The organism is Lawsonibacter faecis (assembly GCF_014287675.1).
Taxonomy (GTDB): Bacteria; Bacillota; Clostridia; order Oscillospirales; family Oscillospiraceae; genus Pseudoflavonifractor; species Pseudoflavonifractor faecis.
Map to the genome: position 1 here is coordinate 96409 of NZ_JACOPQ010000004.1, position 13359 is coordinate 109767.

General features: G+C 52.5%; 8 protein-coding genes. 7 read left to right on the plus strand and 1 reads right to left on the minus strand.

All coding sequences use genetic code 11. The features are described from left to right. The first annotated feature begins 3 nt into the window (after window positions 1-3). The 7 genes from H8S62_RS06285 to H8S62_RS06315 all read left to right on the plus strand — a co-directional run bounded on the left by H8S62_RS06285 (window position 4) and on the right by H8S62_RS06315 (window position 12228). Window positions 4-861, plus strand: coding sequence for a DUF4430 domain-containing protein (locus tag H8S62_RS06285; protein WP_155151113.1), 858 nt, complete (start codon window positions 4-6; stop codon window positions 859-861). Further along, on the plus strand, window positions 855-1781 hold the full coding sequence (locus H8S62_RS06290) for an energy-coupling factor transporter transmembrane component T (protein WP_155151110.1): 927 nt from the start codon (window positions 855-857) through the stop codon (window positions 1779-1781). The genes H8S62_RS06285 and H8S62_RS06290 overlap by 7 nt, the downstream gene beginning before the upstream one ends. Then, window positions 1754-3460 (plus strand): ABC transporter ATP-binding protein, encoded by a 1707-nt coding sequence (locus H8S62_RS06295; protein WP_155151107.1) that lies wholly within the window; start codon window positions 1754-1756, stop codon window positions 3458-3460. The genes H8S62_RS06290 and H8S62_RS06295 overlap by 28 nt, the downstream gene beginning before the upstream one ends. Next, window positions 3439-4380, plus strand: coding sequence for an ECF transporter S component (locus H8S62_RS06300; protein WP_155151104.1), 942 nt, complete (start codon window positions 3439-3441; stop codon window positions 4378-4380). Before H8S62_RS06295 ends, H8S62_RS06300 begins: the two co-directional genes overlap by 22 nt. An 11-nt stretch (window positions 4381-4391) precedes the next feature. Then, complete coding sequence (locus H8S62_RS06305) at window positions 4392-4949, plus strand: bifunctional adenosylcobinamide kinase/adenosylcobinamide-phosphate guanylyltransferase (RefSeq protein WP_155151101.1); 558 nt, start codon at window positions 4392-4394, stop codon at window positions 4947-4949. Next, complete coding sequence (locus H8S62_RS06310) at window positions 4949-5311, plus strand: bifunctional adenosylcobinamide kinase/adenosylcobinamide-phosphate guanylyltransferase (protein WP_155151098.1); 363 nt, start codon at window positions 4949-4951, stop codon at window positions 5309-5311. The genes H8S62_RS06305 and H8S62_RS06310 overlap by 1 nt, the downstream gene beginning before the upstream one ends. 296 nt (window positions 5312-5607) lie before the next feature. After that, window positions 5608-12228: an S-layer homology domain-containing protein gene (locus H8S62_RS06315; protein ID WP_186918807.1), complete on the plus strand. Its 6621-nt coding sequence runs from the start codon at window positions 5608-5610 to the stop codon at window positions 12226-12228. Window positions 12229-12868: 640 nt separating this feature from the next. Here the strand turns inward: H8S62_RS06315 and istB are convergent. Next, the gene (gene istB, locus H8S62_RS06320; protein ID WP_087397874.1) at window positions 12869-13354 is read right to left on the minus strand and encodes an IS21-like element helper ATPase IstB; all 486 of its coding nucleotides are present in this window, start codon (window positions 13352-13354) and stop codon (window positions 12869-12871) included. Window positions 13355-13359 lie beyond the last annotated feature (5 nt).

Here is a 13359-nt window from a genome sequence, read left to right on the forward strand (position 1 = left end):
TTTATGAAGAAAAAGCAAATCAGAGCCATTGCGATTGCCGCAATTGCTTTGGTGTTTTTGGGACTTGGGATTGCACAACTAAAGATCGAACCGGCCGAGAATAGTGTGCCTTCCACATCGCCGGGAACGCTTTCTGATAAACCTGATGATAAGCAGCCGGAACTCTTCGATGATGCGCAGCAGCCGGATGACGTAGACCAGCCTGCTGAAGCTGAAAGCTCAGATAAGGTTGAGCAGTCTGCCGGGGTTAAGCAGCCGGAACAAGCGGAGCAGCCCGCTGTGATTGAAGAACCAGATCCGGTTGAACAGCCAGAACAAATAGAACAGCCGCCTGTAATTGAAGAACCAAAGCAGCCGGAACAGGCACCTGTTGTTGAGGAGCCGAAGCAGCCGGAACAACCAGCAGAGACCGAATCTCCGGCGCTGCCTCCTGAACCCCCGGAGGAATCAGTGATTCATACCTGTACACTGGAGATTCGGTGCGATACAGTGGTGGATACATCCAAGCTAGAGAACGAGGCGGTGATCCCCTATGTACCGGCAAACGGGGTAATTCTCGCCACAACAGAGGTGGAGTATACACCGGGCGAGAATGTGTTTGAGGTTCTCAAACGTGTGACTCGCGACCAGGGTATTCAGATGGAGTTCCGCGATGATCCGCTCTATAGCGGCGCGTATATTGAGGGAATCAATTATCTCTATGAATTCGATGGTGGAACATTGAGCGGCTGGATGTACAAAGTCAATGGTCAGTTTCCCAACTATGGTTGCAGCCAGTACTTTGTAGAGGATGGCGATGAGATCGTCTGGATGTACACCTGTGATCTTGGACGCGATGTGGGAGATAATTCCACATGGTGACAGATGCGTATTCTGTACGGGAGGGACTGGGAGAGGCTGCGGCATTTTACCGCAGCCATCCTCTGCTGAATTTCTCCTATTTTGCCATTGTTATTGGCGTTACCATGTTTGCCATGCACCCGGTTTTTCTATTGTCGTCTTTTTTTATGGCATGGTGCTATTCTATCCTGTTAAGGGGCATAAAGGCAATTCGATTTAACTGCTTAGTTTTAATTCCTGCAATCTTGCTGATGACGTTGTTTAATACGCTAAACGTTCACAACGGTGTGACGGTGCTGTTTTACCTCAATGACAACCGCATTACGCTGGAAGCGATTATATATGGTCTTGCTTCTGCAATCATGCTTACCAGTGTCATAATTTGGTTCAGCTGCTTCAGTGTCATAGTCACGGCAGACAAATTTATTTATTTATTTGGCCGCGCTGCACCGGTTTTGGCGTTGACGCTCTCCATGATTATGCGTTATATTCCGCTGCTGCAGCACCGATTTCGAGAGGTGGCCGCAGCGCAGCGATGCATGGGAAGGGGACTCAAGGGTTCCTCTTGGATTAAACGCATCCGGCAGTTTGGGAAAGAAGTATCCATTTTGATTGCGTGGTCACTGGAGGCATCCATTGAAAGTGCTGATTCGATGGAGGCGCGTGGATACGGCCTCCGTGGCCGCAGCAGTTTTCATCTGTTTCGCTTTGCCGGCGGTGAGAAAGTATTGCTGGCAGCCATCCTGCTTTTGGGCGGGGCGGTTGTGGCAGCCTGTGCAGCAGGAAGTATGTCAATCTACTATTATCCAGCCATTCTTCTGCCGCGCTTTACGGTTTTACAGTGGATCAGTCTGGCAGCGTATCTGGGATTGATGTCCATTCCCATGGTGCTGGATATGAGAGGAATACACGAATGGAAATTATCTCATGCAGCCATGTGAACTTCGCTTATCCAGGATGCGAAGAAGATGTATTGAAGGATGTGAGTTTCTCCATCCGGCGTTCAGAATTCGTGGTGCTTTGCGGCAAATCCGGGTGCGGCAAGAGCACCTTGCTGCGGCATCTGAAAAAGAATCTAATGCCATACGGAAAACTGGAGGGGCACATTCTGTACTGCGGTGAGGAAGTGGAGAATCTGGACGACCGCGTCAGCACTTCTCAGATCGGTTTTGTTCAACAAAATCCGGACAACCAGATTGTTACCGACAAAGTGTGGCATGAGCTGGCGTTCGGGTTGGAAAGCCTGGGGCTGGAGAGCCGCATTATGAAGCAGCGCGTCGCTGAAATGGCCAGCTTCTTTGGAATTCAGACATGGTTCCGCAAAAATGTCAGCGAGCTTTCCGGTGGGCAGAAACAGCTTTTGAATTTGGCATCCATTATGGTTATGCAGCCCAAACTCCTGATATTGGATGAACCCACCTCGCAGTTAGATCCCATTGCGGCTTCGGATTTCCTGGCTACGCTGAAAAAAATCAATACGGAGTTAGGAACAACGATCCTGATTTCCGAGCACCGATTGGAAGAGCTGCTTCCGATGGCGGATCGTGTATTGGTTATGGAGCACGGACAGCTTGCCATTGACGACGGGCCCCGGGAGGCGGCGGCTCTGGTTGCATCGGGTGTGTGCAGGGAAATGTTTTATGGACTTCCGGCGGTAGTAAAGATTGCGTCCGCGGTAAAACCAGAAGGCAGATTTCCCCTAACCGTGCGGGAGGGGCGCTTGTGGCTGGAGGAATGCCTTGGACAGCCGGGCCATGAGACGCCGGAGAAAAACAAGAGACCGCGACTGCGGCCTCATACCGTAAAATCAGCGCAGAGTACGAGTATGCCAAGCGTGGTGTCGATGCATGATGTATGGTTCCGTTACGGAAAGACTTCTTTGGACACGCTGCGCGGCGTCGAATTAGCAGTACGCGAGGGTGAGCTGTTTGCCATTTTGGGTGGAAACGGTGTGGGAAAAACAACGACTTTGAAAGCGCTTACCCGGCTGGTCAAGCCATACCGCGGCACGATTGAGATCCGGGGTAAGCGGCTGGAAAAACTCTCGGATATGGAACTGTTCCACCATGGACTTGCAATGCTGCCGCAAAACCCGCAGGCACTGTTCACGGAGATCACCGTCCGTGAGGAATTACTCGAAGCATTGTCCGATGAAAAACTTCCGGAGGATGAGCAGGCAGCCCGCGTGGCTGAGATTTCGAGAGAAATGGAACTTGACTCCCTGTTGGAGACGCATCCTTATGACCTCTCCGGCGGCGAGCAGCAGCGGCTGGCTTTGGGAAAAATTCTGCTGCGCCAGCCTGCGATTCTGCTGCTGGACGAGCCCACCAAGGGATTGGATCCCTTTTTTAAGCGAACGCTGGCCGATATCTTCAAGCGGTTATGCCAGAGCGGTATGACAATACTGATGGTAACGCACGATATTGAGTTCTGTGCCGAGTATGCAGACCGGTGCGCCCTGTTCTTTGACGGTGAAATTGTTTCCTGTGGGACTCCGAAAGAGTTCTTTTCGGGAAATAGTTTTTACACCACCACGGCCAACCGAGTGGCGGGACAGTGGTTTCCAGATGCCATCACATGGGAGGAGGTAGCGGCTCGATGCGGCGGGGATATCAAATAAGTCAGGTAGAGACCGCCCACCGCAAGCGCACTGCCGTTTCATCGCTGCTTATTTTTATAGCGATTCCAGCGGTGATTATTCTGGGGTTCACATTATTCAACGACCGAAAATATATCCTGGTCAGCTGGATGATTTTGGCTATGACTGTTGCACCGTTTTTTATGGTATTTGAAAAACGGAAACCAAAGGCGCGTGAAATCGTTCTGATTGCCATGATGTGTGCCCTAACGCTCTGCGTGCAGCTCCTGTGCCGTATGACCATTGCAATCCGCGCAGGAACAGCAATTATAATTGCCAGCGGAATTGCGCTGGGGCCGGAGGCGGGTTTTCTGATCGGCGCCCTGTCCAGGTTTGTACTGAATTTTTATGAAGGGCAGGGACCGTGGACGCCCTGGCAGATGTTTTGCTGGGGACTGTTGGGCTTCCTGGCCGGTCTGGCCTTTAACCGGGCCACGGTGGAAAAACTCAAGTCCAGGGATTTTAAGGTGGTGATGGGACCGCTGCTGTGTGTGGTATTTGCGGTCCTGACTGCCTACCTTCTTTACTTGCTTTTCCCACCGGTAGACAACGGCTCTTTTCTAGGCTGGCGCTTATATGTTTTCGGCGCCATTGGTTTACTGCTGGGCGTATTGGTACAGCGGAAACGCCTTCCGGTAGACGACATCACCTTGACTGTTTTTACGTTTTTTACAACGTTTATCATTTACGGCGGGCTGATGAATATCTGCGCCATGGTTACCGCGGCCAGTATCCCGGGAGGAAATGAGATCAGCTGGGACACGATGAAGCTGCTTTACATCTCCGGCGTGCCCTATGATGCAGCGCATGCCGGTTCCGCGGCGATTTTCAACTTTATCTTTGGGGATAAAATCATCAGGAAATTGGAGCGAATCAAGCTGAAATACGGAATCTATCGGTGAGGAGTGGATGCATGACAGTCTTTATCACAGGTGGGTGCAAAAATGGGAAATCCACTTTCGCTTTGCAATGTGCGCTGAGCCTGTCAGAAAGACGCCCGCGTTATTATGTAGCAACCATGGAGCCCCCATGTGACGCCGATGAATTGGAGCGGATACGCATCCACAGAGCGGCACGGGCGGGCAAGGGATTTGTAACCCTGGAACAGGGACGAAACTTGCCTGTTTGCTTGGAACAGGCGGATCATAGCGGTGTTTTTTTGCTGGACAGCGTCACGGCGCTGCTGGCCAATGAGATGTTCCCCACCAATGCACAGCCTGATGAGACCGCGACAGAGCGTATAGCGGCTGATCTGGGGACTTTTCTCGGCGCCGTGGAACATGCCGTCGTGGTCAGCGATTATCTGTACGGAGATGGAATTGCTTACGATCCTGTGACCGAACGATATAGGCGAGGCTTGGCATACCTGGATCGGTTCCTGGCAGAGCGTTGTGACTGCGTTGTGGAAATCTGTCTTGGGCGTCCGGTCGCTCATAAAGGCCGCCTGCCAGCGTTGGAGGGAAAAACATAATGGATATCATCATTGGCGGCGTCTATCAGGGAAAGCTGGATTATGCAAAAGCGCAATTCAGCTTGACTGATTCTGATGTGTTTTTCTGCAGCGAATGTCCTGTGCTCGACTTGACGAAGCGATGTATTTACGGCTTTGAACAATACCTGCGGGCTTGTGCGCAAAGCAGCATCCTGCCGCAGACGGAATATCCGGCGGAAACGGTGTTGATCTGTGAGGATATTTTTTGCGGCATCGTCCCGATGGAAGATTTGGAACGCAAATGGCGCGATTTAGCCGGTCGTACTCTCACTGTTTTAGCTTCCAAAGCGAACACGGTTACTCGTATTTTCTGCGGGCTGCCGCAGCAGCTGAAACCATAAATAAGACGATCATCAAAAAAAGAATATCATGGTACTATCCTGCCGGGAAACTCCCGAAGGGCGGAATGGGGTGAAAAGCCCCGCGAGCGGGTCACTGTGATGCCTCCGGAGAGAGGATAAGTCAGATACGCCGGACAGTATCTTTGTACCTGCCTGCACCGGGACATGCGCGACAACTGCCGGACTCCCGGCAGTTGTTTTTGCATCTTTGGTACAAAAGCAATCCGCACCTATATCATACCATGTGCGGTTTATATAAATTGAAACACATGAGCTAAAAAGGAGGATTATCACACATGAAAAAAAGAGTCCTATCTCTGCTGCTTGTGCTAGTTATGGCGGTCGGCATGCTGCCCGTCAGCGCCATGGCAGCAGAAGGGGAACCGGCGCCAGCGCCGGTCTTTCAAACGAATTTGAAAGAGCCGGAAGTAACGTATTACAGCGACAGTTCCATTCGCGCTCTATCAATTCAGATAACAAAAGATGAAGCAAGTTATACGAAAGACACATTGGAGATAAAATGGCAGAGCTCTAATAGCGGAGAAGAAGGGAGCTTTTCGGATGCCAAAGATGGTGTGTTCAACTTCTTGCTCTCGAGCAGCTACAAACCGGATATCCAGCCGGGCGAGACCAAGTATTACCGGGCAAAGGTAACCAATAACGGCCTTGGAGAAGGCATGACGCCCACAACGGTATATTCCGCAGTGACAAAGATTGTGGTTTTAGAGGAAGCGGCGCCAATTCCGGCGAAGCTTACCTTCCAACCTGCAGCAAAGCTGGCTGGAGAGGAGGGGAATTATACCACCGAAGCTGCCGGGGATATCAATGCGGAAGTGAAAAATTATTGGGGCGGCGACGAAGTAACCAACATCAGCACCGGCAATGTGAGCAATGTATCGATCAACAGCTGGGATACGGTCAAATATGACTTCACGGGCTGGCTGATGCAGGGGCAGGACGGCCTGCAGAAACTGCTTTCCATGCATGACAGCACAGAATATTTGGAGGTGCTGAAGGTTGCCGACGAAACGGCGTGGGCAGCGTATGTGAGTGCCTCTGATCTGGTTGTGCAGAGCTATATCTATACAGGTACACCAAATACGTATGCACTGCGTTTTAATACATCGGTCGAGATTCTCAAGGACTTCTCCATCACACCAGTGTTCACGGAGAAGGCAGCGCCTCAGCATACCTTGACGCTGGAACGGGCGAAGCACGGTACAGCTTCCTATATTCGCGAGGGGGAAAGCGAGACTTACACGCTGACTGCCGCAGCCGATAAAAACTACTTGTTTGCCCGCTGGGAGCAGTCTGCCGACAACGGCAGCACATGGACGCCCGTTGAAAGTAGCACCGCAAAAATGCAGGTTACGCTGGCTGCCGATACCTCCTATCGGGCGGTCTTTGTTCCCATTTCCATTGAGGAGATGAGCTTCGCCAGCTATTACCTTCCCTCTTCGGGAGACAACTGGACAGTTCGTCTGGATGTGGAAATGAGCGCGAACTTACAGGAAACCACCCCGTTTACGGTCAATGTCTATGAGGGCAGCAACAGCACTGGAACTCTGTTGGAAACTGTGCAGGTAGATGTATATCGGGGTTCCGCAAAGCGCACGATTGAGGTGGATTTGACCAAGCGGCCCAGCTCGGATACGACTCCCATCTATGTGACTGCCACGTTGCTGGGCGGGGAACCGGTAGGTGCGAGCAGGACTCTCTGCGGCACGTTGGATATGGAGCAGACAAGCCTTGAGGTGGACTGCGTCGCGGAGACGTTCATGAAGGACTCCGACTACGGGTATTTGCAGTTTTCCGCCACTTGTGAACCCAATGCGGTCATCACATGGTCGGGCGGTAATGACGAACTGGGGCAACCCGGTCAGGCGGGCACCGCCGTGATTGAGGCAGATACAGGTAAGGTGACCTTTACCCGGTTTTACAGCAATAATTCAAAGACATTTTATGCCGATGCTGGGGACGGACGTGTTGGCAAGATTGTTGTTTCTTTTATAAGAGGCAAGGATGTCGTGAAATTGGGTGAAACGGCTCTAACTGTTCTTGCAGGCGAGACAAACGAATACGCTTACAAGAGCACATTGCCCAAGCTCAAGGAAGCACAGGTTAAGGTGACATCTTCCGACGAAAGCATTTTTACTGCTGCGGTTACGACAAAAGAAGTGCCGGGGATGTTTTTCCCGGAGGTAGTCCTTGATAAAGTTACCATTACCGGCGTGAAGGCAGGAACGGCCGAACTGAGCATCGCGCTGACGAACGGCGGCGTTTGGACGTGCCCTGTCACCGTCACCAGCAGCGACATCGCCGTTGAGGGTATTACTGTAACTCCCAAAACCGCAGAACTCAATGTGGGCGGCACAACGGTGCTCTCTGCCGTTACCGCACCGGCCACTGCCGCTGTTACCGTGACCTACTCCAGCTCGAAGGAGGATGTGGCCCGGGTAAACGCTAATACCGGCGTGGTCACTGCAATCGGCGCAGGCGAGGCCGTTATTACTGCGACAGCTACCGACGGCAGCGGAAAGACCGTCACTGACACCTGTGTTGTCACCGTGACGGATGCTGCCTATACTGTGAAAGTTTATGTACCAACTGCGGCAGGGACTGCCGCGTTCTATCCCACTACCGGCTTTGACACCGCTGGCAGAGATACTTTTGCGGAAGAGTCCGCCATCGCCGCTGCTTCCGCTGTTGAAGGAGACTACACCGTTTATACCATGTCTCTTGAACCGGGGACCTACTCCTTCCGGGGCACGAGTTCCGGCGGCCAGAGCATGGGCGGCGGCTGCTTTGCCATTCCGGAGGCAGATACCGCTGCCGGAACGCGGGATGTGAGCATCTACCTGCGTCAGGTGGAGTTCTCCGTTACCAACAGCGAAATCACGGCGGACGACCTTACCCTGACGGTGAAAAACACGCTGGGAACGGTCACGCTGGGAGCGGCCGGTGCCAATGCGTCTGGACAGCTGAACTTCTCTACTTTGATGTATGCCAAGGGCGGCACAATGTTGTACTCTGTGACGGCCACGCCGAACGAGGATTATATGCAGTCCAATCATGTGGGCGTTTTGGCGCTTACACAGAGCATAGAGCAAGGCACAGATACCCAGAGCGTATCCATGACGTTGCCTGCTGCGACGGCTTTGACGCTCACCGTGCCTTCCGGAGCGAAGGCTGAATTGGCCATTGCCTCTCGTTACCAGGGTGTAGCCCATGTGCCTGTTGCCGCTGTTGGCCAGCCCAAGACAGAGGCTGGGAAGGATACCTATAGCTTCCTCATTGGAAAAGGCGTCTATGAATATCGCGTCAGCGGAACAGATTATGTCACGTATATTGGCACTACCCCGGTAGACAGCGACACGGTGGCCATAGAGGTCACCGAAGCACAGCTGAAGCCCGCAGGAAAAACGGCAGCCACTTTGGACCGGGATACTAAGTCCAATGGCGGAGCCAATGTGGGCGATATTCTGATGAATAACAATACTCAGGGATATCTGAAGCTGAATGCCAATGCGACCTACCAGCTCTCTCCCATGCGTCAGTGGTGGGGCAGCAATGCTACATGGGAAATGGGCGGAAATTATTACATTCTGGAGCCCGATTTCCACTATACAGTTGTGGGATTGGATGGTCAGCCGAACAGCAGCGTGATCACCGTAGACGAAAACGGGAAAATCTCCGCCGTGGGCGCTGGCACAGCCATTGTTCTCATTACCTACGATGCTATGACGGTGAATTACCACGACGGCGCCAAGGTGTCCTATGATAACTATGACCCCAACGGTTTCTTCGGCGCTATCTGGCCGGAGAACACCGGTGTGCTGGTCGTCTCTGTGGATGCCGCCGCCAGCGGCATTGACACCGGTTTGGTAATCAACACAGATAAGACGGTTTCGGATAAGCTGGACGGAGTGGCTTTGGACGCCGACTACGATGTCATCTACTTCATGGATGAGCAAGGCGAGTATACCTTTACCCCGGGCGCAGGGGTTACCGCCGTGTCTGTGGCCAATCCGACAATCAGTGATGGAAAGATGAGCTTTACCGGATTTACCGCTCTCACCGCCGGTCAGGACGGCCGGTATACGGTTCCGTTGACGGAAGGGCGCAATATTGTGAAGGTGGACAGCGCCAAGGGATCGGAGTATCAGGTCATTACAGCCAAGCAGGTCGATGTGACCGTCAACGGAAAGCCGCTGGAAGATGCTGTCCTTGTCCCCGGTGAGAAGGTCAGCATTCAGTTCGACACGCTCTATAACCCGGTCAACCGGATGTATGCCTATAACACCAGTGCGGCAGCGGTATATTTTAATGTCAGCGGCTATGAGGGAAAAAGTGCCGGCAATGGCCGCGGCGGCTATGGTTACTACTTCTTTGCATCCAATCCATACAATCAGGTCGTGGAGCATCTTGTCTCGGCCGGGAAAGATGATTCGGGATACGGCAACTCCATGGTCAATGTGGGCGATGAACTGACTGTTCCGGCAGATTTTGATGGGGATGTCTTCACGCTCTCCAACGGCGCGTTCAATGTGGGCGGCTTTTCTCACTATAAGTTCGGTGAACACCGCACAAAAATGGGGCAAAGCACCAGTGGAATGTCCGCCAATATGCTCTCTTATTTCGGGCAGCTGCCGGACATCTCTATCCCGGTTGGAGGAAAGTTGGACAGCATCAATGTGACAACGCAGCCTGAGATGACGGAGTATTGTATCGGTGATGTGTTTGACCCTGCCGGTATGAAAGTGACGGCCACCTATCAGGGAAGCGAAGGGAGCTTTACCAAAGAAATCGATGGCTACACCTACGATACCGTCGCGTTTACAGAGGCTGGCACGAAAACAATCACCATCAGCTACACCCATGGAGGCGTGACAAAGACGACTTCCATCCAGGTTACAGTTAAAAATGCCACATTGGAGAAAATAGAGGTTACCACTCCGCCTAATAAAACTGCATACAGTGTAGGAGCGGCTTTTGATCCTACCGGCATGGTAGTTACTGCCACCTATAGTGACGGCAGTACCAAAGCAATCACCGGGTACACTTACAGCCCTGAAACCTTCAGCGCAGGCGACAAAACGGTCACCATCACCTATGGCGGAAAGACTGCGGTTGTGGATGTGCAGCTCGGCTTGGTGACCCAAATTGCCATTACTACACCGCCTGCCAAAACTACGTATAAGGCTGGAGAAGGATTCAGTCCGGACGGCATGGTGGTTACCGCAACTTATAGCGATGGAAGTACAGTCGTTACCACCGACTACAACTATACGCCCTCCGGGAAATTGGCTGTGGGTGACTCCGCTGTAACAATCACATACACGGGCAGCGATGCAGACAGCACTTTGCAGCCTGTGACGCAGAGGATTACTGTTACGGAATCCTCCGGCGGAGAGGTGGATCCTGATTACGACTCCATTACCGTCACCATCTCCTATAGTGATAAAGGCGAATTTGTCACCGGCGTGGATGGTACCGTGCTATGCAATGCACCTGTTACCGTCTATGATAAAGATCAGGACGGACGCTATACCATGGGAGACGCTTTTGCCGCACTGCATGAGATGTATTACTCTGGCGGTGCATCAGGTTATGAAGAAATAGACACTGACGGCGGCGGTTGGGTCAATAAATTCTGGGGTAATCGTTCAGGTAACATTTCTTATGTCCTGAATCACAGTTGGGTTAACGGACCTAAGACGGAAATTGAAGGTAACGATAAGCTTGCAGTTTATGCATATAAGGATCTTGTTCAGTATTCCGATCTTTATACTTGGTTTGAAGAAGACAGTTATAATGCATCCGTTGGTACTGAGAAAGTCTTTACGGTTCATGGCATCAATGTCATGAACAGCAGCGAGAATCGGGACAGCGCGGCAACTCCGGTCAATGCTGCTGTTACCGTATATGACGAAGACGGCCGCGTTGTTTCGGCCATGGCTACAACGACGGACGAGAACGGTCAATTTGTGTTAACGTTCGCTTCTGCTGGCACCTACACAGTTGAAATCAGCGGAACCTGTGATTATACCTGCGAAGCGTATGGCGGATCTTCCGGGACATCTTACACGGACGCAACTGTTGTTCCGTCCCGTTGTGAGGTTGTTGTAAGCGGCGGCAGCGGCGCGCCGGACGGTGCGACCGGCGAAGATGACAAGAAAGCGGCGGATAAAGTCGCAGCGCTGATCGACGCCATCGGTACCGTCACCAAGGACAGCGGCAAGAAAATTGAGGCGGCCCGCAAGGCTTATGATGCGTTGACCGGGACACAAAAGAAACTTGTCGGCAATTACTCCAAGCTGACCGCGGCTGAGAAAGAGTTTGCAAAACTAACTGGAAGCCTGCCTTTCATGGATGTGCAGAAGCATTGGGCGCTGGAAGCAATCAAGTATGCTTATACCAACGATCTGATGAATGGAGTCAGCGATACCGCGTTCAGCCCCGACAGCACGCTCAACCGCGCCATGCTGGCTACGATCCTCTATCGCCTGGAGGGTGAGCCTGCCGTTAAGGGTAGGAATACCTACGCCGATGTGGCAGCTGATACCTGGTACACCGACGCCGTCATCTGGGCAAGCGAAAACGGGATTGTAACCGGCTACGGAGAAGGCAAGTTCGGGCCCACCGACAACATTACCCGGGAACAGATGGCTGTGATGCTGTACCGGTATGCGGAGTATAAGAAGTACGACACAACAGTGGCGGGTATGTCAGTGAAAGAATACGCGGACTACGAAGCGATTTCGGAGTGGGCGCTTGAGGCGATGGCTTGGGCCAACGCGGAGGGCCTCATTACCGGCCGCACCGCTTCGACCATCGTCCCCAGCGGCACAGCCACCCGCGCGGAAGCCGCTACCATCCTTATGCGCTTCCTGGAGAGCGCGGCGGCAAACAAATAAATAACCGATGCGAAGTCTGTGAAATTCAGCACGGGCCTGTCCCCGCCGTATAGCCGGCAAGCATCTATCAAAAGAGCAGACAGGTGGGCGAACCGGGCGGTTCCATCCCCGCAAGGGATGGGCCGCCCTTTCCTCTCCGTGACGCAGGGCGGACAGAAAATGCGAAAAGCTATTCATGGGATGGGTGCAGACCGATAACGCTTCCGATGAGGCTTGACATCGCTGAATTCGCAAGAACGGACACTTGTTTTTAGCAAAATTTGAGATAAAATAAAGATGTAGTCAGTCCTGCGGGGCATGGATGGGGCAGCAAGCCCATGCGTGTTGACGCAGGAGCCGCATACAAAAAGGAATCATGAAGGGCCATGGCTGTGTTTGTCAAACGAAAATGTGAGCAAAAGGGCCCCAAAAAAGTGAGCACCTTCAGCACCAGATTTCATGTCGTGAGCAATGTTTTTCCCAAGTACCAAATGCTCACCTTTTGAGTACCCGGAAAGATGAGGGCCTTTTGCAAGAGTGAGTGCCCTGGGGGCCTAATGCTCACATCGGTCCCCCGGAGGCCAAACGCTCGCATCGGTGCCAATAGGGGCCAAGTGCTCACATCGGTGCCCAAAGCCCTTTTGCACTAATTTTGAGTACCCTAAGTGTATGCTCTCTGGCGGTTTAGGGACTGGGTAAGCCGGTAGCTTTCCCCAGAGAAAATCACAATATGGCTGTGGTGGATAAGCCGGTCAACGAGCGCCGCAGTCAGGCGGTTGTCCCCAAAGACAGTGTTCCACTGAGAGAACTCCAGGTTTGAAGTAATAATCAGGCTCTTGCGCTCGTAGCAATCGGAAATCACTTGGAACAGCAGTTCAGCGGCATCCTTGTGCAGAGGGACGAAACCAATCTCGTCAATCACAACAAGCTCTACCTTTTTCAGCGTACCCAGGTAGTTGTTCAAGGTCCCCTTGGTGTTCTTCTCCAGCAGGATGTTTGCCAACTCCGCCGCAGTAAAGAAGCGGACACGCCGCCCCTCCTGGCAGGCTTTCAAAGCAATAGCCGTAGCCAGATGGGTCTTTCCCGTCCCAACGCTCCCCATAAAAATCAGGTTTTCTTTTGGGGCAAGGAACTGGAGGTCGGTCATGTATT

Bases quoted from the DNA above. Each gene is read 5' to 3' on its own strand.
- H8S62_RS06285 (WP_155151113.1), top strand. From the start codon at position 4: ATGAAGAAAAAGCAAATCAGAGCCATTGCGATTGCCGCAATTGCTTTG.
- H8S62_RS06290 (WP_155151110.1), top strand. From the start codon at position 855: ATGGTGACAGATGCGTATTCTGTACGGGAGGGACTGGGAGAGGCTGCG.
- H8S62_RS06295 (WP_155151107.1), top strand. From the start codon at position 1,754: ATGGAAATTATCTCATGCAGCCATGTGAACTTCGCTTATCCAGGATGC.
- H8S62_RS06300 (WP_155151104.1), top strand. From the start codon at position 3,439: ATGCGGCGGGGATATCAAATAAGTCAGGTAGAGACCGCCCACCGCAAG.
- H8S62_RS06305 (WP_155151101.1), top strand. From the start codon at position 4,392: ATGACAGTCTTTATCACAGGTGGGTGCAAAAATGGGAAATCCACTTTC.
- H8S62_RS06310 (WP_155151098.1), top strand. From the start codon at position 4,949: ATGGATATCATCATTGGCGGCGTCTATCAGGGAAAGCTGGATTATGCA.
- H8S62_RS06315 (WP_186918807.1), top strand. From the start codon at position 5,608: ATGAAAAAAAGAGTCCTATCTCTGCTGCTTGTGCTAGTTATGGCGGTC.
- istB (WP_087397874.1), bottom strand. From the start codon at position 13,354: ATGACCGACCTCCAGTTCCTTGCCCCAAAAGAAAACCTGATTTTTATG.